At 74.5% G+C, this 25526-nt stretch carries 15 protein-coding genes; 9 read left to right on the forward strand and 6 right to left on the reverse strand.

All coding sequences use genetic code 11. The annotated features are described in order from the left end of the window. The first annotated feature begins 16 nt into the window (after positions 1-16). From ACZ4MH_RS10410 to ACZ4MH_RS10440, 7 genes are all read left to right on the forward strand, one after another. Positions 17-358, forward strand: coding sequence for a hypothetical protein (locus tag ACZ4MH_RS10410; protein ID WP_351600813.1), 342 nt, complete (start codon positions 17-19; stop codon positions 356-358). Further along, a complete protein-coding gene (locus tag ACZ4MH_RS10415) occupies positions 355-741 on the forward strand; it encodes a GPW/gp25 family protein (RefSeq protein ID WP_351600810.1) in 387 nt (128 codons plus the stop codon). The genes ACZ4MH_RS10410 and ACZ4MH_RS10415 overlap by 4 nt, the downstream gene beginning before the upstream one ends. After that, positions 738-3929, forward strand: a complete 3192-nt coding sequence (locus tag ACZ4MH_RS10420; protein WP_467754456.1) for a putative baseplate assembly protein — start codon at positions 738-740, stop codon at positions 3927-3929. The genes ACZ4MH_RS10415 and ACZ4MH_RS10420 overlap by 4 nt, the downstream gene beginning before the upstream one ends. Next, on the forward strand, positions 3926-7711 hold the full coding sequence (locus ACZ4MH_RS10425; RefSeq protein WP_351601840.1) for a putative baseplate assembly protein: 3786 nt from the start codon (positions 3926-3928) through the stop codon (positions 7709-7711). The genes ACZ4MH_RS10420 and ACZ4MH_RS10425 overlap by 4 nt, the downstream gene beginning before the upstream one ends. Then, the gene (locus ACZ4MH_RS10430) at positions 7711-9894 is read left to right on the forward strand and encodes a hypothetical protein (RefSeq protein ID WP_467754457.1); all 2184 of its coding nucleotides are present in this window, start codon (positions 7711-7713) and stop codon (positions 9892-9894) included. The genes ACZ4MH_RS10425 and ACZ4MH_RS10430 overlap by 1 nt, the downstream gene beginning before the upstream one ends. A 62-nt stretch (positions 9895-9956) precedes the next feature. Further along, on the forward strand, positions 9957-11591 hold the full coding sequence (locus tag ACZ4MH_RS10435; protein ID WP_351602136.1) for a DUF6519 domain-containing protein: 1635 nt from the start codon (positions 9957-9959) through the stop codon (positions 11589-11591). A gap of 123 nt (positions 11592-11714) precedes the next feature. After that, positions 11715-12656 carry a peptidoglycan-binding protein gene (locus tag ACZ4MH_RS10440; protein ID WP_351601823.1) on the forward strand — a complete coding sequence of 314 codons (942 nt, stop codon included), beginning with the start codon at positions 11715-11717 and terminating at the stop codon, positions 12654-12656. Positions 12657-12855: 199 nt separating this feature from the next. Here the strand turns inward: ACZ4MH_RS10440 and ACZ4MH_RS10445 are convergent, their stop codons facing one another. The 5 genes from ACZ4MH_RS10445 to ACZ4MH_RS10465 form a co-directional block, all read right to left on the reverse strand. Beyond that, a complete protein-coding gene (locus ACZ4MH_RS10445) occupies positions 12856-14235 on the reverse strand; it encodes a hypothetical protein (RefSeq protein ID WP_351601820.1) in 1380 nt (459 codons plus the stop codon). Between the two features lie 158 nt (positions 14236-14393). Beyond that, complete coding sequence (locus ACZ4MH_RS10450) at positions 14394-15353, reverse strand: hypothetical protein (protein ID WP_351601817.1); 960 nt, start codon at positions 15351-15353, stop codon at positions 14394-14396. A gap of 265 nt (positions 15354-15618) precedes the next feature. Continuing rightward, positions 15619-16845, reverse strand: coding sequence for a VWA domain-containing protein (locus ACZ4MH_RS10455; RefSeq protein ID WP_351601814.1), 1227 nt, complete (start codon positions 16843-16845; stop codon positions 15619-15621). Beyond that, positions 16842-19460 carry a DUF5682 family protein gene (locus tag ACZ4MH_RS10460; protein ID WP_467754458.1) on the reverse strand — a complete coding sequence of 873 codons (2619 nt, stop codon included), beginning with the start codon at positions 19458-19460 and terminating at the stop codon, positions 16842-16844. The genes ACZ4MH_RS10455 and ACZ4MH_RS10460 overlap by 4 nt, the downstream gene beginning before the upstream one ends. After that, entirely contained in the window at positions 19457-20602 is a 1146-nt protein-coding gene (locus tag ACZ4MH_RS10465; RefSeq protein WP_351601778.1) for an ATP-binding protein, read from the reverse strand. The genes ACZ4MH_RS10460 and ACZ4MH_RS10465 overlap by 4 nt, the downstream gene beginning before the upstream one ends. A gap of 174 nt (positions 20603-20776) precedes the next feature. Between ACZ4MH_RS10465 and ACZ4MH_RS10470 the strand changes: the two genes are divergently transcribed. After that, positions 20777-22318, forward strand: a complete 1542-nt coding sequence (locus tag ACZ4MH_RS10470; protein ID WP_351601775.1) for an SWIM zinc finger family protein — start codon at positions 20777-20779, stop codon at positions 22316-22318. A 95-nt stretch (positions 22319-22413) separates the two neighbouring features. Next, positions 22414-24222 carry a DUF5691 domain-containing protein gene (locus ACZ4MH_RS10475; RefSeq protein ID WP_467754459.1) on the forward strand — a complete coding sequence of 603 codons (1809 nt, stop codon included), beginning with the start codon at positions 22414-22416 and terminating at the stop codon, positions 24220-24222. Between the two features lie 197 nt (positions 24223-24419). Here the strand turns inward: ACZ4MH_RS10475 and ACZ4MH_RS10480 are convergent, their stop codons facing one another. Beyond that, entirely contained in the window at positions 24420-24830 is a 411-nt protein-coding gene (locus ACZ4MH_RS10480; RefSeq protein ID WP_351599528.1) for a cobalamin B12-binding domain-containing protein, read from the reverse strand. Positions 24831-25526: the final 696 nt, after the last annotated feature.

Raw genomic sequence — 25526 nt, forward strand, 5'->3', positions numbered from 1 at the left:
GGAGCGAGAAGACGTGGTGACCGGGAATCTCGTCCACGGCGGAGCCGTGGTCAGCTGTCCGCACGGCGGGCGCGCGGTGTCCACCGCGGCCGCCGGCACGGGCGTACGCGTCGACGGTGCGCCCGTGGCCACCGCGGCCGACCTCTTCACGATCAGCAGCTGCCCGCACTCCGTCGGCGGCCGTCCGCAGCCGTGCACCAGCGTCCGCTGGATGCCGGCCGGCGGCGGCGACGAGGTACGGATCGACGGGGTGCCGGTACTGCTGGACACCTCGGCGGCGATGTGTTTCAGCGCCGGGCTGGTGCCGCAGGGCCCGCCGGTCGTGGCGCCCGTCCACCAGGGGGTGTCCAGCCGATGAGGGCTGTGAAGAAAGTGCGGAGTGAGATCGCTTTTCCGTTCCGGACGGACCGGCGGGGGCGGACCGCGCACGCGGACCACGACGAGCATGTGCGGGATCTGATCGAGCAGTTGCTGTTCACCAGTCCCGGTGAGCGGGTCATGCGGCCGGACTTCGGGTGCGGGCTGCTCGACCTCGTCTTCACGCCGAACAGTCCGGAGCTGGCGTCGGCCGTGGAGCTGTCGGTGCAGGCGTCGCTGCAACGCTGGCTCGGCGATCTGATCGAGGTCGAGGCGCTCGACGTGGTGAGCGAGGAGAACGTCGTACGGGTGTATCTGCGCTATGTGGTGCGCTCCACCGCGAGCAGGCGCGACGAAGTGTTCGAGGGGCGGGGCGAGATATGAGTGACCAGCAGCTCATCAGCGGTGAGCTGGTGTGCCGTACCGACCAGCGGCGCGGGCGGATCAGAGCCGCGCGGCTGAACGGCATCGACGGCGTGGAGGTCGCGGACGACGGGGTGACGCTGACCGTCACCTTCCTCGGGAAGGCGCCGCACGGACTGTGCCCGGAGAACATCCGGATCGACGGCGGCCGGCGGATCACCGGGCTCGAGGCGCTGGAGGTGTCGGTCGAGCGGGAGGAGGATCCCGAGCTCGACGACCGGCTGCATGTGGTGCTGGACCGGACCGGGGATACGTCGCGGTACCGGCTGTCGATCGTGGACACCGATCCTTACGGGCGACCGGGGACGGAGCCGTACGAAGGGTTCGATCAGCGGTACTTCGCCGCCGAGTTCCGGTTTCGCACGGACTGCCCGAGCCCCTTCGACTGTGTGGAAGAGGAGGCGGACTGCCCGGACACCTTCAAGCCCGCGCCCGTCATCGACTACACCGCGCGGGACTACGACACGCTGCGGCAGCTCGTTCTCGACCGGCTGCGGCTGACCACACCGGACTGGGTCGAGCGCAACCCGGCCGACCTGGGCATGACGCTGGTCGAGCTGCTGGCGTACACCGCTGATCAGATCAGTTACCAGCAGGACGCCGTGGCCACCGAGGCGTACCTCGACACGGCGCGGCGCCGGGTGTCGGTGCGCCGGCACGTGCGGCTGATCGACTACCCGATGCACGACGGGTGCAGCGCGCGCGCTTTCGTGTCCGTGGAGGCGGCCACCGACCTCGTTCTCCTCCCGGGCACCTTCCGCTTCGCGGCGGTGGACTTCCGTACGTACGGGCCGCGCGACCGGCCGGAGATCGGGACCGTCATCGACGACCGGGACCTGGCCGTACTGGACGAGCGCGGGTCCGTGGAGGTCTTCGAGCCGGTCGGCGACGCGCCGTTGCGGCTGCGCCCGGAGCACAACGCGATCCGCCTGTGGACCTGGGGCGATGAGGTCTGCGCGCTGCCGAAGGGCGCCACCTCGGCGACGCTGCGGGACGAGTGGGCGGACGACACCCACGAGGTCCGCTCCCTGCGCCTCAGCCCCGGTGACCTGCTGCTCTTCGAGGAGGTCAAGGGTCCGCGTACGGGCACGCCCGGCGACCAGGACCCGAGCCACCGGCAGGCCGTCCGGCTGACGTCCGTCACCCCCGCCGTCGACCAGCTCGACGGGCAGCCGGTACTGGAGATCACCTGGGCGCAGGAGGACGCGCTGACGTTCCCGCTGTGCCTGTCCACACGGGGCGGGACGGATTGCGCGCCGGTGGACGACGTGAGCGTGGCGCGCGGCAATGTGGTGCTCGTCGACCACGGGCGGTCGCTGACCTTCGGGGAGTGCCCGGAGGGCGTACCGGAGACGGTGACCGTGCCGCCCCTGCCGGCCGTGACCGGGTCCTGCGAGCCGCCCGCCTTCGGGTGCGCGGACCACAAGGGCGACGGAAACGCCACTGCCCGCACCATCGAGCACCTCATCAGCAAGACGGAGTGCCATCAGGCGCTGACCGCCGACGACATCCGTGAGCTGTTCGAGGTGGTCGGCGAGGAGGCGACCGTACGGGCCGGGCTCGGCCTGGAGCTCGCCGGGCAGCGGCGCGAGAAGGTGGTGCCGGGGACGGTGTACGCGCAGGCCGACGCGTTGCGCACGCTGCTCGCGCAGTCCGTGTACCCGGGCATCGAGGCGCGCTTCCGGCCCGTACTGCACCGCTCCCCCGTCGCGCAGACCGTGCCGTTCCCGCGCCCTGAGCTGGTGGCCGCGGGGCAGGCGGAGCGGCTCGCCGGTATCCGGGTGCGGGTGCGGGCGCGGCTGGTGGAGCTGTGGCGCAGCGCCCGGGACCACGACGGGCTGTCGGAGGCGGAGATCGCCGAACTGACGGTGGTCTTCGGGCTGCACATCCTCGAACGCCTCGAACTGCACCGGCACCCCGTACGGGCGCTGCGCGAGCTGCTGCACCGCGGCGACCGGCTGCTGGCGGCCAAGCTGCGCCGCCTGGACGTGCTGAGCGCGCGGGCGCGGGCCGGCGCGGTGCTGGACGGACGGATCGCCTGGGAGATCGCGCACAGCTGGGGCCCGGCGTACGCGGCGGGGCTGCACCCGGACGAGCCGGTGCTGCACGGCCCGGCGGCGAGCCTGGCGCCCGACCCCCGGGCCGCGCTGCCCGCCGTACGGATCGAGGACGGCGAGCACACCTGGGTGCCGCGCCGCGACCTGCTGGACAGCGGGCCGCGCGAGCGGCACTTCGTGGGCGAGCTGGAGGACGACGGGCGGATCGCGCTGCGCTTCGGGGACGGCCGGTACGGCGCGCGCCCGGAGCCCGGCAGCCGGCTCACGCTGCACTACCGGCTGGGCGGCGGCACGGCGGGCAACGTGGGCGCCGAGGCCATCAACCACCTCGTACTGAGCCGTCCGGCGGAGGAGTCGGACGGGGGTGACCCGATGCCGGTGGCGGGCGTGCGGAACCCGCTGCCCGCGATCGGCGGCGTCGCGCCCGAATCTGTCGATCAGGTACGGCAGCTCGCGCCGCTCGACCTCAAGCGCACCCGCCAGAGGGCCGTCACCGCCGCCGACTACGCGGAGCTGGCGTCCGCGCTGCCCGGTGTGCAGCGGGCAGCGGCCGAGATCCGCTGGACCGGCAGCGTGCAGGAGGCGCACGTCGCGATCGACGCGGCGCGCACGGGCGAGCCCACGCCCCAGCTGCTGGACTCCGTCGCGTACGCGCTGGAGAGCTACCGGCGGATCGGGCACGACCTGGTCGTGGAGCCGGCCCGCACGGTGCCGCTCGACATCGAGATCGAGGTGTGCGCGGCGCCGGGGCATCAACACGGGCGGATCCTGGCCGAGTTGACCCGGGTGCTCGGCAACCGCCGGCTCCCGGGCGGCCGGCTGGGCTTTTTCCACCCGGACGCGCTGACGTTCGGCGAGCCGGTGCGGCTGAGCCGTCTCACCGCGGTCGCCGCGGCCGTACCGGGCGTGGAGAGCGTGCGGGTGACCCGCCTGCAGCGCTTCTCGTCTCAGGAACACCTCGACAACAGAGCACTGGAGGACGGTGTGCTGCGGCTCGGCCCGCTGGAGATCGCCGTGTGCGACAACGACCCCGAGCGCCCGGAGAACGGCCGCCTCGTCATCGATCTCGGAGCGCTCGGAGGTGCGCGATGAGCGCCACGTGCGGCTGCGGCTGCGGGGGCGGCAGCGACGAGCGGCGCGCCCCGGACGCCCTGTACAACCCGCCGGCCCGGACGGCCCTGGACTACCGCGTCGGTACGTACGGCACGTTCCTGGCCGGGATGCTGGACCGGCTCGCCTCGCCCGCCTACCCGGCGCTGCGCGGCCTGACCGTCCGCACCACCGACGACCCGGCGATCGGGCTGCTGGACGCCTGGGCGGTCCTCGGCGACGTACTGACCTTCCACAGCGAGCGGATCGCGGACGAGGGCTATCTGCGCACCGCCAATGAGCACCGGTCCCTCGCGCTGCTCGGACGGCTGGTCGGGCACCGGCCGCGCCCCGGCGTCGCGGCCGACACCCACCTCGCGTACACCCTCGACAAGGACCCGCGCGCCGAGGACCTGCCGGTCGTCATCCCGCGCGGCGCGCGCAGCCACAGCGTGCCGGCGGCCACCGGCGAGGAGTCGCAGACCTTCGAGACCAGCGAGGACCTCACCGCGCGCTGGGCGTGGAACGAGCTGAAGGTCCGGCGCCGGCGGCCCGCGCTGCTGGTCGCCGAGGATCTCCGCAAACGGTCCGAGCTGTACGTGTCGGGGACGGCCACCTCCCTGCAGACCGGTGACCAGCTGCTGTTCGACTTCGGCGGCAAGGAGCAGCGGCTGCTGCCGGTCGCCAGGGTCCGCATCGACCGGGAGGAGGACGTCACCGCGATCGGGCTGCAGCAGTCCGCACCGGCCACGCTCAAGGAGCTGGTGGACGAGCTGAAGCAGTGGATCACCGAGCCGGAGGACGGCGGCGACCCCGACGATCCGGACGAGCCCGGGCCGCCCACCGCCGAGACGCCCAACCCGCGGCCGGTCAGCAAGCTGATCGAGACCTTCGACACGCAGGTGCTGGCGCCGCTGCGCAAGGACCTGGAAGGCGAGGCTGCCAAGACGCCCGCTGCGTTCGCGGCACGGCTGGCCGGACCGCACGAGCGGCTGGCCGAGGCACAGGTGCTGGCCGCGCCGTACGAGGCGGTCGCGGCCTGGTTCGAGCAGCTGGAAGCCGTGGTCGGGGAGGTGCGGGAGCGGGCCGGGGACTTGGAGCCCGCCCGTACCGTGCCGCCGTCGGCGCCGAAACTCAAAAGCAGCGGGGCACCGGAGCCCACCCCCGCCCTCCGCGCCCTCGATGCCGTACTGCCCGCCCTCCGTACCAGCGTCGTGCGGCCCCCGTCCGGCGCGCGGGCCGTCTCGCGCGACCCCGGACGCCTCTTCGCGCCCGGCTCGGACCTCACCGCGCGGCTGCTGTCCGCGCTGGACCCGCGGCTGTCCGACGGGATGTACACGGCGTGGCGGCAGGCCGCGCCCGCGACGCCCGCCGCGCTGCGGGCGCTGCTGGCGATGCGGGTGACGGCCGCGCCCTTCGGGGCCACCGCGCCGCTCAAGCCCGTGCAGGACGAGGCGGGCCGGGTGATCCGCACCGCGGACTGGCCGCTCAGCGGCGGCGTGCTGACCAGCGTGCGGATCGTCTTCGACACGGCCGGCAAGGTGCCGGTGAAGGCGGAGTTCCAGCACGCCGAGACCGGCAGCTCGGTGCAGTACACCGAGAACCTGCCGTCGGAGAGCTCCTTCGACCTGGGCCCCGGCCGGGTCCAGGTGTCCACCCGCACCGGGCAGGACCGCGACCTGAGCTGGCTGGGCCGCCGCCCGACCGAGTCCCAGGAGCCCGGGGTCACCGTCCGGCTGCTGGCCGGGCTGCCCGAGCGTTCCCTGTTCGTGGCCCGCCCGGACGAGGACGGCAAGATCGAGGTCGCGGTCAACAACGGCGACACGAAGACCTGGGACCTCGCGCCGGGCGAGAAGCACCAGGTCCGGCACGGCGAGTACGAGGTGACGGTGCGGCGCACGCCGGGCAGCGAGCCGCCCGCCGTGGAGATCGGCATCGCGACCGTGCCCGCGCCCGCCAACCGCTACGTCCTGCCGCTGGAGTCCGTGCAGGACGGCATCACCGTCGGCAGCTGGGTCGCGGTCCAGCGGCCCCGCAAGGGCGCCGAAGGCCCGGACGGCATCCCCGGCGACAAGAAGCTGGCGTTCGTCACCACCCGCGTGACGGCCGTCCGCACCGCCGCGTACACCAACTTCGGCATCACCGGGCGCGGCACGGAGCTGACCCTCGCCGACCCGTGGCTGGACGAGCACGACGTCGTGCTGTCGGCGATCCGGGACACGACCGTGCACGCGGGCGGCGAGCCGCTGCGGATGGCGGACGAGCCGCTGGGCGAGGACGTGCACGGCAACGAGCTGGAGCTGGCCGAGCTGTACGAGGGGCTGCGCCCCGGCCGGTACATCGTCGTCTCCGGCGAGCGGACCGACATCCCCGGCTCGGCCGGGGTGCGCGGCACGGAGCTGGCGGTGATCGCCGCGGTCGACCAGCGGCTGGACGAGGAGCTGCCCGGCGACCACGTCCACACGGTCCTCACGCTCACCGCCGACCTCTCCTACCGGTACCGCCGCGACACCGTCCGCATCCAGGGCAACGTCGTGCCCGCCACCCACGGCGAGAGCCGGGACGAGCCGCTGGGCAGCGGGAACGCCGAGCAGGCGAACCAGGCGTTCGCGCTGTGGCAGTCCCCGCTCACCTGGCTGCCCGACGACAACCCGCTGGGCGCGGTGCCCGAGCTGGAGGTCCGGGTCGACGGGCTGCTGTGGCACCGGGTCGACAGCCTGGCCGGGCGCGGACCGCGCGAGCGGGTGTACGTCCTGGGCGCGGCCGGGGACGGCCGGACGACGGTGACCTTCGGCGACGGCGTGCACGGCGCGCGGCTGCCCACCGGCCACGAGAACGTCCGGGCCCGCTACCGCTTCGGCACAGGGCGTGCCGCCAACGTCAAGGCGGGCCGCATCACCCAGGCGATCACCCGCCCGCTGGGCGTCACCGGCGTCACCAACCCGCAGCCCGCCACCGGCGGCGCGGACGCCGACGGCCCCGGCCTCACCCGCCGTACCGTCCCGCTCGCCGTCTCAGCGCTGGACCGGCTGGTCTCGCTCCCCGACTACGAGGACTTCGCGCGCTCCCGGGCCGGCATCGGCCGGGCGGCTGCGGCCGAACTGTACGACGGGCGGCGGCAGGTGCTGCACCTGACGGTGGCCGGGGTGGACGACAATCCGGTCGCGGCCGACGCCGAGGTGCTGCGGGCGCTGCGGTCCTCGCTGGCGGAGTACGGCGACGCCGCGCTGCCGGTGCGCGTCGACGTGCGGGAGCTGGTACTGCTCCTGCTGGTCGCCAAGGTCAAGGTCGCGCCCGACTACTCGTGGGCCGCGGTCGAACCACGGGTGCGGGCCGCCCTGTTGCGCCGCCTGGGCTATGAAGGACGCGAACTGGGGCAGCCCGCGCGGCTGTCGGAGGTGCTGGCCACCGCCCAGTCCGTGCCCGGCGTGGACTACGTGGACGTGGACGCCTTCACGGGCGTACCGGCCTCCGCCACGCCCGCCGATCTCGCGGGGCTCGCCGGTGAGTTGGCCGGGCCGCGCACGACCGTGCCGGCCCGGCGGGCCACGTACGACGAGCAGACCTACCGGGTCACCGACGAGAAGGGCGAGCCGATCAGCTCGGTCGCGGGCCGCAACGGCATCTCGCTCGCCGAACTGCTGCGTCTCAACCCCGACATCACCGATACCCAGCCGCTGGCAAAGGGCCGCTCGGTGTGTGTCTTCCGCGGTATACGGCCTGCCCAGCTCGCGCTGTTCTCGCCGCAGGTCGCGGACACCATGATTCTGACGGAGGTCAAGTGATGTCCAGGGAGCCGGACGGGCTCGCGGAGCTGCTCCCGCAGTGGCACCGGCTGCGGGACGCCGAACAGGGCGAGCCACTGCGCGCGCTGCTCGCCGTCATCGCCGAGCAGGTCGATCTCGTACGCGACGGGGTCGAGCAGCAGTACGACGACTGGTTCGTGGAGACCGCCGCGGAGTGGGTGCTGCCCTACCTCGGCGACCTCGTCGGGTACAAGCCGCTGCCCGGCTACGAACGGGTGCTGGCCACCGGGCTCAAGGACGGCGGGCTGCCGGACTCCTCGCGGCGGCGGCTGGCCGAGGCGCTGGCCCCGCGCCGCGACGTGGCGTCCACGGTCGCCAACCGCCGCCGCAAGGGCACCCTCTCGCTGCTGGAGGAGCTGTCCGCCGAGGTGGCCGGGTGGCCCGCGCGGGCCGTGGAGTTCTCCCGGCTGGTCTCCCAGGACCAGCCGGTCAAGCTGTACGGCTCGGGGACCGCGGCCGGCAACGAGCGGCGGGCCGCGCGCGGCCGGCTGGTGGACGTGCGGGACGGCGCGGGGCTGGACCTCGCGGGCGGCCCGTTCGGCGCGACGGCCCGCTCGGCGGACGTCCGCCGGGCCGACTCGCGGCGCCGCCAGGGCGGCCTGTCCCCCGCCGGGGTGGGCCTGTACGTGTGGCGGCTGAAGCCGTACTCGGTGACGCGGGCGCCCGCGTACTGCATCGACCGGGCCCGCAACCTCTACACGTTCTCCATCCTCGGTAACGACACCCCGCTGGTCACCAAGCCCGAGCCGGAGCCGTCGGCCACCCACATCGCCACCATCGACAACGTCCCGGCGTACGTCCGGCGGCGCCAGCTGCACGACCGGCTCGCCGACTACTACGGGCCCGGCAAGTCCTTCACGATCTGGCGGGACGGGCAGCACGAGCCGGTCGACCCGTCCGACATCGTGGTGGCCGACCTCAGCGACTGGCGCTACCGGCCCAAGCGCGGCCAGGTCGCGGTCGATCCTGAGCTGGGCCGCATCGCGTTCGGCTCCCGCTCGGCGCCCCGGCAGGGTGTGTGGGTCACGTACCACTACGCCTTCGGGGACGACCTGGGCGGCGGCGAGTACCTCCGCGAGCGGGAGACCCCGGCGGACGCGGCGGTGTACCGGGTCGGGCCCGGCCAGACGTACCAGCGGATCATGGACGCGTACGGGCAGTGGCAGCACGACCGGCGGGCCGGGCGCTGCGGCCCCGACGGCATCATCGAGATCACCCACAGCGGCGCCTACCAGGAGCAGCTGGACTTCGACCTGGACCCGGGCGACCGCCTGGAGGTACGCGCCGCCGAGGGCACGCGGCCGGTGATCCGGCTGCTGGACTGGTACAGCAACCGGCCCGACGCGCTGAACATCCGGGCGCGGGACGAGGAGTGCGCCGCGGGCGACCGGCCGCGGATGGTGCTGGACGGACTGCTGATCACCGGGCGCGGGATCAACGTCCAGGGCCCGGTCGGCGCGCTCGCGCTGCGGCACTGCACGCTCGTCCCCGGCTGGTCGCTGGAGCCGGAGTGCCACCCGCACTCCCCCGAGGAGCCCAGTCTCGTACTGGACCGGACGAGCGCCTGCGTGGAGATCGACCGGACGATCCTCGGCACGATCGAGGTCATCGGGGACGAGGTGTCCACCGACCCGCTGCCGATCCACATCCGGGACAGCATCCTGGACGCGACGGGCCACGACCGCGAGGCGCTGTCCGCGCCCGACTGCCGCCACGCGCACGCCGTGCTCCACGCGCATCGCACCACGGTCATCGGTGAAGTCCACGTGCACGCCGTGCAGATCGCCGAGAACTCGCTGTTCACCGGGCGGCTGCACGTCGCCCGCCGGCAAATCGGCTGCCTCCGCTACTCCTACGTCACGCCGGGCTCCCGGACGCCGCGCCGGTACCGCTGCCTGCCGGACCTGGTGGGCGCCGAACAGGCCGGTTCCGTACGGCCGGTGCTGCGCAGCGAGCGGTACGGCACGCCCGCGTACGGACAGCTGACCGCGCCGGGCGCGGACGGCCCGGCCGGCGAGGGGTGCCGGCGCGCCGCCGAGGACGGTGCCGAACTCGGCGCCTTCCACGACCTGTACCAGCCGCAGCGCGAGGACAGCCTGCGGGCGCGGCTCGCGGAGTACACACCGGCCGGAACGGATGCGGGGATCTTCTTCGTGACCTGAACCGATCCACCCCACCCGCCAGCCGACAACGACGAGCTTCTTTCCGAGGGGGAACCCTTCCGATGCACGCTGATCTCTCCCGCATCACCTTCCGGCCGCAGGCCCACTACTCCGCCGTCCTCGCCCAGCAGGGCCGCGTCCAGCTGGACGCAGACGCCAACGAGCAGACCGCGATCCAGCTCTACCAGGCCCGGATGACCGCCACCGACCTGATAGGCCAGCACGGCGGCCCGGCCGGCGACGCCGGATTCAAGATCGACATGACCGGCGGCAGCCGCGAGCTGGACGACCTGTCGATCAGCCCCGGCCGGTACTACGTCGACGGCATCCTGGTCGAGGCGTACCGGCCGCAGCCGGGCGAGCCGGTGCCGGACCCGGCCGCTGCCGGTGCCAAGGACGACGCCGACGACGACGCCAAGGACGGCGAGGGGGCGGCCGCCGAGCCGCCGGCCACCTGGACGTACTGGGACCAGCCCGACGCCTACCGCGACGCGGAACGCCCCGGCGACCGGCTGCCCACACAGTTCCCGTACCTCGCCTACCTGAAGGTGTGGGAGCGCTCGGTCACCGCGGCCGAGGACCCGGCGCTGCGCGAGGTCGCGCTCGGCGCGGCGCTGCCGGACACCGCGGCCCGGCTCAAGGTCGTCTGGCAGGTGCTGCCGCTGCCCGGCGGCGAGCTGGACGTCGACGGCGACGAGACGAAGAAGGGCCCGGTCCGCGAGGCCTTCCGCAAGTGGGTCGCCGAGCAGCGGAAGGCGACCGCGCGGCTCGCCGTGCGCAGCGAGCGCCCCGACCACGCCGACGACGACCCGTGCCTGGTCAAGCCGGACGCCCGGTACCGCGGCCCGGAGAACCAGCTGTACCGGGTGGAGATCCACGACGGCGGCGCCGCCAAGGACGCCACCTTCAAGTGGTCCCGCGAGAACGGCTCGGTGACCTTCCCGGTCGACGGCCTGGACGGCACCTGGGTCGAGCTGGCCTCGCTCGGCGGCGACGACAAGCTGGACCTGGACGTCGGCGACCGGGTGGAGTTCGTGGACTCCGCCGTCGCCTCGCGGCTCGAGGCCCATCCGCTGCTGCGGGTCGAGGAACTGGACCTGCCGGGGCGCCGGGTGCGCCTCTCCGACGAGCCGGCGCAGGGCGTCGGGCGGCGGCCCGAGCTCCACCCGTACCTGCGCCGCTGGGACCACCGCGAGGGCGGCCGGGCGCAGGAGCGGCAGACGAAGAAGGGCGCCTCGGGGCAGCTGCGGAACGGCGCGGTGCGCATCGAGGAAGGCGCCTGGCTGCCGCTGGAGGACGGCGTCGAGGTGTACTTCGCGGCCGGCGGCACCTACCGCAGCGGCGACTTCTGGCTGGTACCGGCCCGCACGGCCACCGGCAACGTGGAGTGGCCGACGGACGCCGCGCGCCGCCCGCTGCTCCAGGGGCCGCTCGGGCCGCAGGTCCACTACGCGCCGCTGGGCTGGGTGATGGGCGAGAAGACCGTCTCCGACCTGCGGCTGGCCTTCAAACCGCTGGCCGGGGAGATCGCCGCGGCCAGCGACGAGGAACTGGCGGCCGAGGAGGAGGCGCGGGCCGCCGACGCCGCGGCGGACGCCGAGAGCGAGCCCGCCGACGTGGCCTCCGCCGGCCCGGCGCACGGCGCGGCGCTGCGCTCGCAGACGACGGCGGAGGCGGAGTCGCTGACGGAGGAGTGACACCGGCGGGTGGCGCCACGGGGACCGCGCCACCCAGTACGTACGGGCGGCGCGCGGAGTGATTCCGCGCGCCGTCGACCGGGGGACCGGCCCGCCCGGGCGGGCCGAGGAAGGAGCACAACGATGGCCGAGCCGCTGAGCGCGTCGCGCCTGGTGGAGGTCCTGCGCAAGGAGGGCCTGACCGTCCACGAAGTCCGCAACTGGCGTCGGCACAACAGGAACACCAAGGGGCTGTGGGGCCCGCTGAACGGCGTGATGATCCACCACACCGTCACCAAGGGCACCGACAGCTCCGTCGAGCTCTGCTACGAGGGCCGCTCCGGGCTGCCCGGACCGCTGTGCCACGGCGTCATCGACAAGAAGGGCGAGGTCTGGCTGGTCGGCAACGGCCGCGCCAACCACGCCGGGCTCGGCGACTCCGACGTCCTGCGCGCGGTGGTCAACGAGTCGAAGCTGCCGCACGACAACGCGGCCAACACCGACGGCAACCGCCACTTCTACGGCTTCGAGTGCATCAACCTCGGCGACGGCGACGACCCCTGGCCCGAGGAGCAGAAGGCCGCGATCGAGAAGGTGTCCGCGGCGATCTGCCGGGCGCACGGCTGGACCGAGAAGTCCGTCATCGGCCACAAGGAGTGGCAGCCGGGCAAGACGGACCCGCGCGGCTTCACGATGGACGGGATGCGGGACCGCATCAAGAAACGGCTCGCGGGCAAGCCGAGTGGCGGCGGCGCTCCGGAGCGGCCGACGCCCGAGAAGCCGGCTCCGGAGCGGCCGGCGCCCGAGAAGCCCGAGGGCGGCAGGCCGCGCCCGGCCCGGTACGAACGCTTTCCCGGCGGCGGCTTCTTCCAGGCCGGCGCGCACAGCCCGATCATCACGGCGATGGGCAAGCGGCTGGTCGCCGAGGACTGCTCGCACTACGAGGACGGCCCCGGCCCGTACTGGACGGAGGCCGACCGCAGGTCCTACGCGGCGTGGCAGCGCAAGCTCGGCTTCTCCGGCAAGGACGCGGACGGGATACCGGGGAAGGTGACCTGGGAGCGGCTGAAGGTGCCGAAGTCCTGAGTCTTGGGTTCTGAGTTTTGAGGAGCGGCACCCGGCTCCTCCCCGCAGCACAAAAGCCGCTGGACGGCCCCCTCCCCAAAGAGGGCCGTCCAGCGGCTTGTACTGCTTATGGCTGCTTCCGGTTACCGGTGCCCGTACGGGCGGCGTCCCCACAACGCCGGCCGAGGGGCTCCCGGGCGCCGGACCCGGGGTACGGCATTCAGCCCGCCAGGACCGGCAGCGCCGGGATGTTGGCGGGGCTGGTCAGGTCGGCCTGCGCGATGTCGACGGGGATGATGCGCTGCACACCGGCGACGGCGTTGCCCGCGGTCTCCTGGCCGTCGGCGGCCACGGTGGTGCCCAGGCCCTGCGCGAACGGCACGGCGTCGGTGGCGACACCCTGCGCGAACGGCTGGGCGTCGGCGGCCACACCCTGCGCGAACGGCACCGTGTTGGCGACCGCGCCCTGGGCGAAGCCCTGCGCGTCGGCGACCGTGCCCTGCGCGAACGGCACGGCGTCGGCGGCCGCGCCCTCGGCGAACACCTGGGTGTCGGCGGCGACGCCCTGCGCGAACGGGGTGGCCTGGCCGGCCGCGTCACCGGCGAGCAGGCCCACGCCGCCCACCGCGTCCTGGGCGACCGGCACGACCTTGCCGACCGCGCGCTGCGCGACGGGCGGCAGCACGTCGGCGGCGGTCGCGTCGACGACCGGGCGAGCGGTGGCCAGGGCACCCTGGGCCGGGTTGGTCAGCGTGCCGGGACGCAGGTCCGTACCGGCCAGCGAGGTGACGAGACCGTCAGCGACACCGGAGGCGTCGGGCAGCTCGGGGGTGTTGGGCAGCTCGGCGGGGAGCTGGGTGGGCAGCTCGGCCGGCAGCTCGGCGTTGGGGACCTGGACCGGCAGCTCGGCGGGGAGCTGGGCGGCGGGGGCCTCGACCGGCAGGTCGGCGGGGAGCTGGGTGGGCAGCTCGGCGTTGGGGACCTGGACCGGGAGCTCGGTGGGGAGCTGGGCGGCGGGGGCCTCGACCGGCAGGCTGCGGAGGTCGAGGGCGGGGACGCCCTGGACGGGCAGGGACGGGACGGCCGGCAGACGGAGGTTGCCGGCCTGCTGGACCTGCTTGACGGCGCCCTTGACGGTCTTGGCCGCCTTGCCCGCGGCCTTCGTCGCCTTGCCCGCGGTCTTCGCGGCCTTGGCGACCTTCTTCAGGTCGGCCTTCTTCTGCACGTCCTTCAGCGTGCCGGTCGCGTCGCCGACGCGGCCGGTGGGCAGCGCGTCGGTGCCGGTCAGGCCACCGGTCAGGGCACCGGCGGACGGCAGGCCGTCCGTGGTGTGCACGTCGCCGCCGCGGAGCGCGCCGGTCACCTTGCCGGCCGCGTCGCCCACGGTGTTCTCGACGGTGCCGGTCGCCTGGCCCGCGGTGTCCTTGACCGCGCCGGTCAGCTCGCCGGCCGGCAGCTTCTGCTGGACGGTACCGGTGACCGCACCGGTGTCAGGGGCGTCGACGGGCAGCTCGGCGGCGTTGGCGCCCGCGGTGCCCAGGGCGAACAGACCGGTGGCGGCAGCGGCGACGACGATGGAACGACGGATGTTGTTGCGCATGGTGGTGATGAGTCCTTCGGATTCCGGGAGGTGTGTGGGCAGACCTGTCCCGCCCCCGCGCGGCAGGTCCAGAGGTGCTGACGGCCGTCGGATCCGTGCGCTCACTCACCGTGTGTCGGTGGAGGCGCGTGTGTCGGAGATCCGGCGGGAGGTCTGCCCTAGCCCGGGAATTCGAGGATATCGGCGCTGAACTCGCGCGTCGGCGCGCCGCTCGCCGCCCGTACGCCACCGGGCACCAGCCCGAAGCCCGGGTGTCCGCCCGGCAGTACGGCGTGCTGGTCCCCGCCTCGGGGGCCGTTGCCGTCGCCGGTGGTGTGCGGGGCCGGTGCGACCGGGCCCTGCGGAAGGTGGCCGGGCAGTCCGCCCTGGCCGGGTGCGTCGCCGGCGCCGTCGGCCGCGGCCCGCGCAGCCGTACGGTCCGGGCCGCCGGTGGTGTCCACCGGAGCCGTCGACCGGTCGCCGCCGGTGCGGTCGCCGCACCGTTCGGCCACGGCCACGTGCTGTCGGCCGCTGTCCCGCACGTCACCGAACTGCGGCTGCTCGCCGCCCCGGCCCTGGCCCACGCCGTCGCCGGGCAGCCGGACCGGCAGCCCGGTCGCGTGCCCCACGCCCTGAACGACCTCGTGCACCGGAGCGGTGACCGGGTCGGTGACGGGCCGCAGGCGGTCCGTCAGGGGGCGTACGGCCTCGCCCAGCCGCTCCCCGGACGCCTGCGCGCCGGCGGACAGCCGGGCGCCGGCCTCCTTGGCCCGCGCCTGACGGTCCGCGGCCTCCCGCTGCAGCGCCGCACCGGAGCCGGCGAGCGGCGAACGCTCGTCGGTGGTGGTGGGGGCCGAAGCGGCGGAGGTGGCGGAAGTGTCGCGCGTCGTGGCGGAGCCGGAGGTACCGGTGGAGCCGGTCGAGCCGGCGGTACCGGTCGAGTCGTCGGAGAAGGCGCCCTGCGCCTCCGTCCGCGTCTCGGCCATCTGCGTCGTGTCCGCCGCGTGTGCCGTACCGCCGCCGAAGGCGACGGCGAGGACGACGAAGCCGATCAGGAAGAGCCCGCTCAGCAGCGCACGCCGCACGGCCACGGTGCGCGGCAGGCGCACGGCGGCAGGCAGGGCGAGCACAGCAGGCAAGGGGGACCTTCCCGTAGGACGGCGACCGGGAGCGAGGCGCTCAGGGCACCCCGCATCACACAGCACGTCGCGGGTGATCGGGCGATGCCCAGATACTTGCACGAGCAGCCAGGTGCCGCGCAAGTCCCCTGTGCCACCTGTCACTGTTACTCCGCCATGTCCGGTATCGGCACGTGACGGCAGGTGGCGGCAGGGTGTACGACCTGCGAACACTCCGCCGAGACGGGCCGGCTGAGGCAGCAGCGACCGTCGATCCGTCGCCCCGTCAGCCCGTCGGGTCCGGTATCGGCAGCGGCCGCTTCTCCAGCGCGGCCGCCATCACCTCCGGGAACAGCTCCGGCGTACAGGCGAACGCCGGTGCCCCCAGCGCCCCCAGGGCCGCCGCGTGCTCCCGGTCGTACGCGGGCGCCCCCTCGTCCGACAGCGCCAGCAGCGTCACGAACCGCACGCCGGACGCCTGCATCGCCGCCACCCGCTTCAGCATCTCGTCGCGTATCCCGCCCTCGTACAGATCACTGATGAGCACGACGACCGTCTCGGCGGGCCGGGTGATCCGCGACTGGCAGTACGCCAGCGCCCGGTTGATGTCCGTGCCACCGCCCAGCTGCGTACCGAAGAGCACGTCCACCGGGTCGTCGATCCGGTCGGTGAGGTCGACGACCGAGGTGTCGAAGACGACCAGCCGGGTGTCGAGGGAGCGCATGGAGGCGAGCACGGCGCCGAACACCGAGGCGTACACGACGGACGCCGCCATCGACCCGGACTGGTCGATGCAGAGAATGACCTCCTTCTTGACGGCCTGCGCCGCCCGCCCGTAGCCGATCAGCCGCTCCGGCACGACCGTGCGGTACTCGGGGAGGTAGTTCTTGAGGTTCGCGCGGATCGTGCGGTCCCAGTCGATGTCGCGGTGGCGGGGCCGGCTGATCCGCGCCGAGCGGTCCAGCGCGCCGGTCAACGTGGCCCGCGTCCGGCTCGCCAGCCGCTTCTCCAACTGCTCGACGACCTTGCGCACGACCGCCCGTGCGGTCTCCTTCGTCGTCTCGGGCATGGCCTTGTGCAGCGAGAGCAGCGTGCCGACCAGGTGGACGTCGGCCTCGACGGCCTCCAGCATCTCCGGCTCCAGCAGCAGCGCTGACAGGCCCAGCCGGTCGATCGCGTCCCGCTGCATCACCTGGACGACGGGGGTGGGGAAGTACCGGCGGATGTCGCCGAGCCACCTGGCCACGACGGGCGCGGAGCCGCCGAGCCCCCCGGAGCGGGACGCGCCCTCCTTCCGGCCGCCACGCCCGCCGGGCCCTCCGGCGCCGGCCCCCTCGCCGGGCCCGCCGCCGTACAGCGCCCCGAGCGCACCGTCCATCGCCGCGTCCCGCCCCCGCAGCTCGCACCCGGTCCCGTCCCCGTCTCCCCCGCCCAGCACCAACCGCCAACGCCGCATGCGCTCTTCGGGATGGGTGCCGGTTTCCGGTCCTGTCGCCAGCGGCTCCGCAGTCATCGCATCTCCCCCGTGGATGTGTCCGTAGCTGTGCCCGTAGCCGTGCCCGTACATGTGGTGATGAGCGCGCGGGCTTCGTCGTCGGGCCCACCGCCCAGCAGGGCATGCAGGGTCGGCAGGACGGCCGCGGCGCGGTCGCGGTCCAGGCCCGGGCCGAAGCCGGGGGCCGCCGCCTCCTCGCCGCCGCCGCCCGCGGCACCGTGGCCGACCGCCGTACCGCCGCCAGGCGGCCCCGCGGCCACCGGCCCGCGCCGTACCAGCTCGCCGAGCGTGCGCCGCACCCCCGGCTCGTACTGCGAGAACGTCCGCCGCAACAGCGGCAGTACGTCCGTGAACGCCTCCCCCGGCACCCCCGTCAGCCAGCCGTCGAGCAGCGCCAGCAGCCGTTCGTCGTGGACCAGCAGCATTCCCCCGCCGGCCCCGCCCCCGACGAACCCCTCGATCCAGGCCGCGGCGTCGGCGGGCGGCACGCCCGGCGAAAGCGCGAGCCCCATGAGCCGAGCGGCCCCGCCGTCCCCCAGCCGGCCGTCGTCGACGAGGATCCGTGCCGCGCGGCCCCGTATCAGCCCCGGTATGCCCTCCCGCTCCGCCAGCACGCGCAGTACAGCGGTCCAGCGCTCCCGGAGTCCTGACGGCACCTCACCGGACGGCACCTCACCGGACGGCCCGGCCGCGGACTCGGGCGCGCCGTCCCCCGCCGTGGCGGACAGCAGTCCCACGGCCTGCTGCGTCGCGTCGAGATGCGTCCGCATCTCCGCCGCACCCTCCGCGTCCAGGGAGGCGCAGGCCGGCGGCAGGCCCACGAAGACTCGCTCGGCCAGGCCGACCGCGACCTCGCGCAGCGCCGCCGCGTCCGTGCCGCGCACGTCGCCGTACCGCACCGACCGCACCAGCGCGGGCAGCGCCTGGGCGAGGTGGCCGACGTCGGCGTCGAGCGCCGCCCGGTCGGCCAGTACGCGCATCACCACCGGCAGCGCGTCCGGCAGTTCGGCCAGCAGGCAGCGCTCGGCCAGCGCCGTGACCTCGGCGAGCGCGCTCGCGTCCGCCGCGTCCGACGCCGCCCGCGCCGTGGCGGCGGCGAGCACGGTCGTCCCCCAGATGCCCGCCTCCGCGACCCGCACCGACAGCTCCGGCTCCCAGCGCAGCCGCCATGTCTCCCGGAACGTGCCCGTGCTCGTACGGGAATGGGCCGGCGCGCCCCACGGGATGTCCAGCAGCCGCAGCCGGTGCAGCAGCCGGCTGCGCGCGGCGTCGGTCTCCTTGCGCAGGTCCAGCTCCAGCTCGCGTTCCTTCGCCGCCGGCTTGAGGCGGAGGGTGCGCTGGAGCCGCGCGATGTCCCGCTGGAGCGGCACGGCGGGCGCGGTCTGCGGCACCTCGCCGAGCACATCGCCGACCACCAGCCGGTCGTGGATCAGCGAGGCGGGCACGTCGGAGCCGTCGCTCAGCACGGCGCGCACCGCGTCCTCGGTCTCGGTGAGGCCGGCGAGCGGGCGGCCGCGCATCGCCGCCAGCGACTCGGCGAGCCGCACCGCCTCGATGACATGGGCGGTGGAGATGGCGTAGTCCTCCGCCCGGAGCAGCCCCGCGACCTTGGTCAGCCAGCGCTCTATGGGGCGGTCGGGGCTGCTGAAGAGGTGGCCGTACCAGCCGGGCGAGGCGATGCCCGCTCCGTAACCGCTGGTCCGGGACAGCCTGCGGTGCGTCCACGGGACCCAGGTGAGCGACACCTTCGCCTTCGGGAGGCCCTTGAGGAGGGCGCGGTCGGCGGTGACGGTCGTACGGCGGGCGAGCGCCGGTACGTGCCACGCGCCGCAGACGACCGCGAGGTCGTCCCCGAACTCCCGCCGCGCCTCGCGCAGTCGCAGCCGCATGTGCGCTTCGCGTACGGCGTCACGGGGGTCCCCGCCGTCGCCGTACTCCTCCCGCAGCGCCCCCATGGCCTCGGCCAGCGCCTCGAACGGCGCCAGCGCGTCACCGGGCTCCCCTCCCGCACCACTCCCCGCGCCACTCCCCGTACCGCGGTGCTCGACGACGTCCTCCCACCAGCGCTCCGCGTCGTCGTAACCGGCGGCTGCGGCGAGCACCCCGATGGGATCGAGGCGCGCCTCGTCCACCAGCGGGCCGGCCGGCTCCGCCGGCCCAGTCGGCACCGTCTCCGCGGCGGACGGCGCCTCCGCGGCGGACGGCGCCTCCGCGGCTGAATGCGCGGCTGAAGGCGCCTCCGTCTCCGGGCCCGCGCCCGAAGGTCCCTCCGGCTCGGCCAGAGAGTGCGCCGCCGGAAGGTCGATGAAGCGCACCGGGACGCCGCGGCGCAGCGCCCACTGGAGCGCCACCCACTCCGGGGAGAACTCCGCCAGCGGCCAGAACGCGGCGCGCCCCGGATCGTCGGTCACATGCGCGAGCAACGCGACCGGGGGCCGCATCCCCTCGTCCGCGGCCAGCGCCACCAGCGCGTCCGCCTCCGGCGGCCCCTCGATGAGCAGCGCCTTCGGCTCGCACTGCGCCAGGGCCGCACCGACCGCACGGGCCGACCCGGGCCCGTGGTGCCGCACCCCGAGCAGCCACGGCCCGGGCGCCCGCCGCTCCCCCGTGCCGTGCTCCGTCCGCTCCGTCATGCGCTCACCTCCCGGCAGGCGCGGTAGAAGTCCTTCCAGCCGTCGCGCTCGCGGACGACCGACTCCAGGTACTCCTGCCAGACGACGCGGTCGGCCGCCGGGTCCCGGACCACCGCGCCCAGGATGCCCGCCGCCACGTCCGCCGGGCGCAGCACGCCGTCTCCGAAGTGGGTCGCCAACGCCAGTCCGTTGGTGATCACGGAGATCGCCTCGGCCGTGGACAGCGTCCCGGAGGGCGACTTGAGCTTCGTACGCCCGTCCGCGGTCAGACCGCCCCGCAGCTCGCGGAAGACCGTGACGACCCGGCGGATCTCGTCCATGCCGTCCGGGGCCGGCGGCAGGTCCAGCGAGCGGCCGATCTGCTCGACGCGGCGCGTCACGATGTCGACCTCCTCCTCCGGCGTGGCCGGCAGTGGCAGCACCACCGTGTTGAAGCGGCGGCGCAGCGCGCTGGAGAGCTCGTTGACCCCGCGGTCGCGGTCGTTGGCGGTGGCGATGAGGTTGAAGCCGCGGACGGCCTGCACCTCCTGCCCCAACTCCGGTATCGGCAGCGTCTTCTCCGACAGGACCGTGATGAGCGTGTCCTGGACGTCCGCCGGGATACGCGTCAGCTCCTCGACCCGCGCGGTCATGCCCTCCGCCATCGCGCGCATCACCGGGCTGGGCACCAGCGCGTCCCGGCTGGGGCCGTGCGCGAGCAGCCGCGCGTAGTTCCAGCCGTACCGGATCGCCTCCTCCGGCGTGCCGGCCGTGCCCTGGACCAGGAGCGTGGAGTCGCCGCTGACCGCCGCCGCGAGGTGCTCCGACACCCATGTCTTGGCCGTGCCGGGAACGCCCAGAAGCAGCAGCGCGCGGTCGGTCGCGAGGGTGGTGACCGCGACCTCGACGATGCGGCGCGGGCCGACGTACTTGGGCGTGATCACCGTGCCGTCGGCGAGCGTGCCGCCGAGCAGATATGTCGCCACCGCCCACGGCGAGAGGCACCAGCGCTCGGGCCGCGGCCGGTCGTCCGCGGCCGCCAGCGCGGCCAGCTCCTTTGCGAATGCATCTTCCGCGTGCGGCCGCAGTGCCACCGCCTCGCCGTCCCGCCGCCCGGCTTCCGCCGCCGTCCCCCGGCCGCTCCCCGCGCCGTTCTCCGCCATCGCGTAAGACATGACTCCCCCTTGCCCCAAGCCGTACGACCCGCACCCCGCAACCCGCGGGCCGCTTGCGGATTCCAGACTGCACCATGCCACTGACAATCGGCCTCGCCGTGACAAACGTGCTGGTCAGAGCGATTGTCAGTGGCTGGGTCTAGCGTTTTCGACATGCTGGGAATGGACGGGGAGAAGACCCCGAACCCCCGAGCGCAGGGGGAATGCTGGACGACCGACCAGGTACTGGCGGTGGCGCCCGACGCGGCGTCGCGCAAGGCCGGCGGCAAGCTCGCGACGCCCGGCCCGTGGTCGGAGTTGGGCGCGGGCGACGGAGCGGTGTGGGGTGTGTGCAAAGGGAGCGGGAGCACTCCGTACCGCGCGATGGTGGACACGACGGGGCCTGCCTTCAAGTGCGGCTGCCCGAGCCGCAAGTTCCCGTGCAAGCACGCGCTGGGACTGCTGTTGCTGTGGGCGGCGGAGAACGGCGCGGAGGGGGATGACGGCACGGAGGGGGATGTCGGTACGGACGGGGAGGACGGGCGTGTGGTGAGGGCCGGCGAGCCGCCGCGGTGGGTCGCCGAGTGGTTGTCCGGCCGGCGCGAGCACCGCGAGGACCGGCCGGGCAAGGGGGACAAGGACGGCGGCAAGGGCGACAAGGGCAGCAAGGGCCTCGCCGATCCGGCGGCCGCGCGTCGGCGGGCGGAGCGCCGGGCGCAGCGGGTCGGCGCGGGGGCCGAGGAGCTGGAGCGCCGCCTCGCCGACCTGCTGCGCTCCGGGCTGGCCGCGGCGGACCGCGCGGGGTACGGCAGTTGGGACGAGACGGCGGCCCGCATGGTGGACGCGCAGGCGCCCGGACTGGCGTCCCGGGTGCGGGAGTTGGGCTCCATCCCGGGGTCGGGCGCCGACTGGCCGTCCCGGTTGCTGGAGGAGTGCGCGCTGCTCCACCTCCTCGACGAGGGGCTCCTTGGTATCGAGCGGCTTCCGGAGCCGCTGGCGGCCACGGTCCGCTCACGAGTGGGCCTGCCGGCGGACACGGACGCCGCCGGGGATGCCTCGGCGGAGAGCCCGGCCGAGAGTTCCGCCGGGAGGACCGCGGAGAGTTCCGCCGGGAGATCCGCGGAGCGGACGGTGCGGGACCGGTGGCTGGTGCTGGCACAGCAGGACCGCGAGGAAGGCCCGCGGGGCAAGCTGACCGCGCGGCGCATATGGATGCGGGGCGAGCGGACGGGCCGGATGGCGCTGCACCTCTCCTTCGCGGGCCCCGGGCGGGCGCACGATCTCGCCCTGCCGCCGGGGCTCGTCCTGGACGCCGACCTGACGTACTACCCGGGCGCCCGCCCGCTGCGCGTCACCGTGGGCGAGCGGTACGCACCGGCCGCCCCGGGAGGCGTGCCGACCGGGTGCGGCGCGGACGCCGCGCTCGCCGCGTACGGTGACGCGCTGCGCGACGACCCTTGGCTGGACTCCTGGCCGGTGGTGCTGGCCGACGTCGTACCGATACCGGGCCGGCCGCCCACGCCGGGGCGGCCGGGCACGGGATGGCAACTGGCCGACGTCGACGGCGAGTCGGCGCTGCCCGTGGACCCGCGCTGCGAGGGCGGTACGGGCCTGTGGCAGCTGGCCGCGATATCCGGCGGCGGCCCCCTCACCGTCTTCGGTGAGTGCGGCCACCGGGGCTTCGTCCCGCTGACGACGTGGGATCCGGCACCGGTGGCCCTGTGAGAACGGCGACGCTGAGAGACCGGTGACGCGGTGAGACCAGTGACGCGGTGAGAACGGTGACGCGGTGAGAACGATCCGAACGGCCGACGGAGGGGATGGAAGCCGTGAATGAGGCGAGAGGGACGAGCGGAAGTACGCGAAGGGTGACTTCCTGGGGGGAGTTGGTGAGTGCCGCGCTGCTCGGGACGGAGCGGCGGGCCGCTCCGGTGCCGGTGCGTGCGGGGCGGGAGCCCGCCGCCGCGCTGCTGGACGCGGCCGCGGTGAGCACGGTACGACGGCGGGCGGGCCTGCGCCCCGCGCCCGCCGCGGAGCGGCCGGCCGTCGCCCCGCCGGACCCGCGTCCCGAGCTGCCGGACGCGGCGCGGCGCAGGCTCGCGCTGCTGCTGGCCGACCGGGGCGGACACCCCGGCAACCGACGCGGCGCGGCACCCGACCTGACGGAGCTGCTGCCGCAGTGGCTCGCGACGGCCGGGGAGCGGGGGTACCGCGCGCCCGCCGCACTGCTGCCGGCCCTGCTGGACGCGGCACGGGCCCGTACGGACCTGCGGCCCGCCGCGCTCGCGCTGGCCGGGCCCCGGGCGCTGTGGCTGGCGCGGCTGAACGACGACTGGAAGTTCGCGCTGCGCGGGATCGGTGGCGCGGCGGCACTGCCGGCGCGACAGGACCACGCGGCGAGCCAACGCCTTTGGGAGGAGGGACTGTTCGCGGAGCGGGTCGCGCTGCTGTCGGCGACCCGCCGGCTCGATCCGGCGGCGGGCCTGACGCTGCTCGCGGGCACGTGGTCCACCGAACGGGCCGAGGACCGGCTGATGTTCCTGGACTCGCTCCGCGAAGGACTGTCGCCGGCCGACGAGCCGTTCCTGGAAAAGGCGCTGTCCGACCGCAGCCGTAACGTCCGGGCGACAGCGGCCGAACTGCTCTCCGCCCTGCCGGAGTCCGCCCTCGCATCCCGCATGGCCGAACGCGCCACGGCCTGCGTCCGGCTCGGCGAGGGTGTCGAGTACGAGGGCACGGACGGAGATCGGCCGGCTGCGGGACCGGGGCCGGTCATCCTCGTAACGCCGCCGCGGGCGTGCGATGCGGGGATGGAGCGGGACGGGGTGGTGGCGAAGGCCCCGGCCGGCCGGGGCGAACGGGCGTGGTGGATGAGCCAGTTGCTCGAGGCGACGCCGCTCGGGGTGTGGTCGGGGCTACTGGAGGGCCGCGGCCCGGAGGAGATCGTCGCGCTGCCGGTGGCGGACGGGCGGCGTACGGAGGTGCACGACGCCTGGTGCCGGGCGGCGGTGCGCCAGCGCGACGCCGCCTGGGCACGGGCCCTCCTGGGCCCCCCGGGCAGTGGCGCTTCCGGCAGTGGCGCTGCCGGCAGTGGTGCTTCGGGGAGTGGGGCTTTGGGCAGTGGGGGTTCTGGCAGCGCCGCATCCGGTGGGGAGGCCGGGTCGTCGCGGGATGCGGCGAAGCTGCTGGGAGTACTGCCCGCGGGGGAACGCGCGGCGTGGGTGGCGCAGTTCGTCGCGTCGCACGGGCTGTCGGACGCGTTCCGGCTGCTGGGGGTGTGCGCCGTGCCGTGGACCGAGCCGCTCGGCCGGGCGGTGGTCGACGCGCTGGACATCGCGCGGGACGCCGGCAGCTATCCGTGGAGCTTCAGCGGGGTGATGGGGCTGGCCGAGCGGTGTCTGGACCCGGCAGCGGCGGACCGGCTCGACATGCTCACGGCCCAGGGCGGCGAACCGGAGGACGGCTCGCCCGGCGCGGACGGCTACTGGTCCGAAGCCTTCCAGCGCCTGGTCGGCACCCTCCGGCTCCGCGCCACGATGCACGCCGAACTGACCGAGCTCACGGAGCTCGCCGGGAGGGACACCCCGCGCGCCGGGGCGGGTTCCGGGCACGCCGGAGCGGGGCCGTGAGCCCCCGGGCAGGCCGCCGGACGGGGGCTCGGGCGGGTCCTCGGGCGCGGGGGTGCCCCGCGCCCGGGACGAGGCCAGGGCCGGGCCCGGGGCCAGGTACGGGGCCGAGCCCGGGGCCAGGGGCGGGGCCGACCCGCAGCCCGGGGCCAGTGCCAGGGCCAGTGCCGGGGCCAGTGCCGGGACGAGAGGCGGCTCGCTCAGGCCGTCAGCTGGCGGACGTTGGCGTTCACCCACTCGACGATGGAGGCCGTCGTGGCGCCCGGGGTGAAGATCTCGGCGACACCCTGCTTCTTGAGCGGCGCGATGTCGGCCTCCGGGATGATGCCGCCGCCGAAGACCTTGATGTCCTCCGCGTCGCGCTCCTTGAGCAGCTCGATCACCCGCGCGAAGAGGGTGTTGTGCGCCCCCGAGAGGATCGAGAGGCCGATCGCGTCGGCGTCCTCCTGGATCGCGGTGTCGACGATCTGCTCCGGGGTCTGATGGAGCCCGGTGTAGATGACCTCCATGCCCGCGTCCCGCAGGGCCCGCGCGATGACCTTGGCACCACGGTCGTGGCCGTCGAGTCCCGGCTTGGCCACCACCACACGGATCGGACCGGTCACACCCATCACTGCCTCCAAGCCAAGCGCGGCACCGGCCTTGACCAGCGCCGTCGAGCCGACAACCGAATATGCGGCCGCCTGGGCGGCCGCCAGCGTGAACGAACGTTATCCCCAGCATCGCGTACGGAGCCGTTTCGCGACATGGAGGGAGGGGGAAATCACACGTGGGACACGTTCGCTACGCGTCGTACGCCGCATCACCTCCGCCGCCGCAAGGCGGCGGGGGCGTCTGCGGGGCGGCGCAGGGAGCCGCAGCAGATTGCCGCACCGCCGCGTCGTAGCCGCGCGACACGGCAGTGCGCATTCCGGGTACGTACAGGCCCCCATGCACACGCACGGTGTGCGGGGAAGAGGTACCGCGTCACGTACGGACAGGCCGGCCGGGAGAGACGGAACGGACAGCATGGCCGGCACGTACGGCAGGCGCAGCAGCCGCGGGATCCGCGTCGGGTGACACCGTCGGCGGTCCGCGCCGGTACCGCAACGTCATCGGCGAGCACGGTGTACGGGGGCCGTGTACGCACCCAACGGCTCCCCATGAGGGCATGACGGGGGACAGAGGCGTCCTTCGCGTGCCGTTCGGGAGGTCGGCCGATGAAGGCCCTGCCCTTTCTCTGCTGTCTGATCCGCCCCTCCGCCGCCATGCTGCGCGTCACGGCCTGGGAACTGGCGGTGCTCGCCGGGCACCTGCTGCTGTACCCC

This window comes from Streptomyces sp. NPDC026301, from assembly GCF_055567935.1.

Bases quoted from the DNA above. Each gene is read 5' to 3' on its own strand.
- ACZ4MH_RS10415 (WP_351600810.1), top strand. From the start codon at position 355: ATGAGGGCTGTGAAGAAAGTGCGGAGTGAGATCGCTTTTCCGTTCCGG.
- ACZ4MH_RS10420 (WP_467754456.1), top strand. From the start codon at position 738: ATGAGTGACCAGCAGCTCATCAGCGGTGAGCTGGTGTGCCGTACCGAC.
- ACZ4MH_RS10425 (WP_351601840.1), top strand. From the start codon at position 3,926: ATGAGCGCCACGTGCGGCTGCGGCTGCGGGGGCGGCAGCGACGAGCGG.
- ACZ4MH_RS10430 (WP_467754457.1), top strand. From the start codon at position 7,711: ATGTCCAGGGAGCCGGACGGGCTCGCGGAGCTGCTCCCGCAGTGGCAC.
- ACZ4MH_RS10435 (WP_351602136.1), top strand. From the start codon at position 9,957: ATGCACGCTGATCTCTCCCGCATCACCTTCCGGCCGCAGGCCCACTAC.
- ACZ4MH_RS10440 (WP_351601823.1), top strand. From the start codon at position 11,715: ATGGCCGAGCCGCTGAGCGCGTCGCGCCTGGTGGAGGTCCTGCGCAAG.
- ACZ4MH_RS10445 (WP_351601820.1), bottom strand. From the start codon at position 14,235: ATGCGCAACAACATCCGTCGTTCCATCGTCGTCGCCGCTGCCGCCACC.
- ACZ4MH_RS10455 (WP_351601814.1), bottom strand. From the start codon at position 16,845: ATGACTGCGGAGCCGCTGGCGACAGGACCGGAAACCGGCACCCATCCC.
- ACZ4MH_RS10460 (WP_467754458.1), bottom strand. From the start codon at position 19,460: ATGACGGAGCGGACGGAGCACGGCACGGGGGAGCGGCGGGCGCCCGGG.
- ACZ4MH_RS10465 (WP_351601778.1), bottom strand. From the start codon at position 20,602: ATGGCGGAGAACGGCGCGGGGAGCGGCCGGGGGACGGCGGCGGAAGCC.
- ACZ4MH_RS10470 (WP_351601775.1), top strand. From the start codon at position 20,777: ATGGACGGGGAGAAGACCCCGAACCCCCGAGCGCAGGGGGAATGCTGG.
- ACZ4MH_RS10475 (WP_467754459.1), top strand. From the start codon at position 22,414: ATGGAAGCCGTGAATGAGGCGAGAGGGACGAGCGGAAGTACGCGAAGG.
- ACZ4MH_RS10480 (WP_351599528.1), bottom strand. From the start codon at position 24,830: ATGGGTGTGACCGGTCCGATCCGTGTGGTGGTGGCCAAGCCGGGACTC.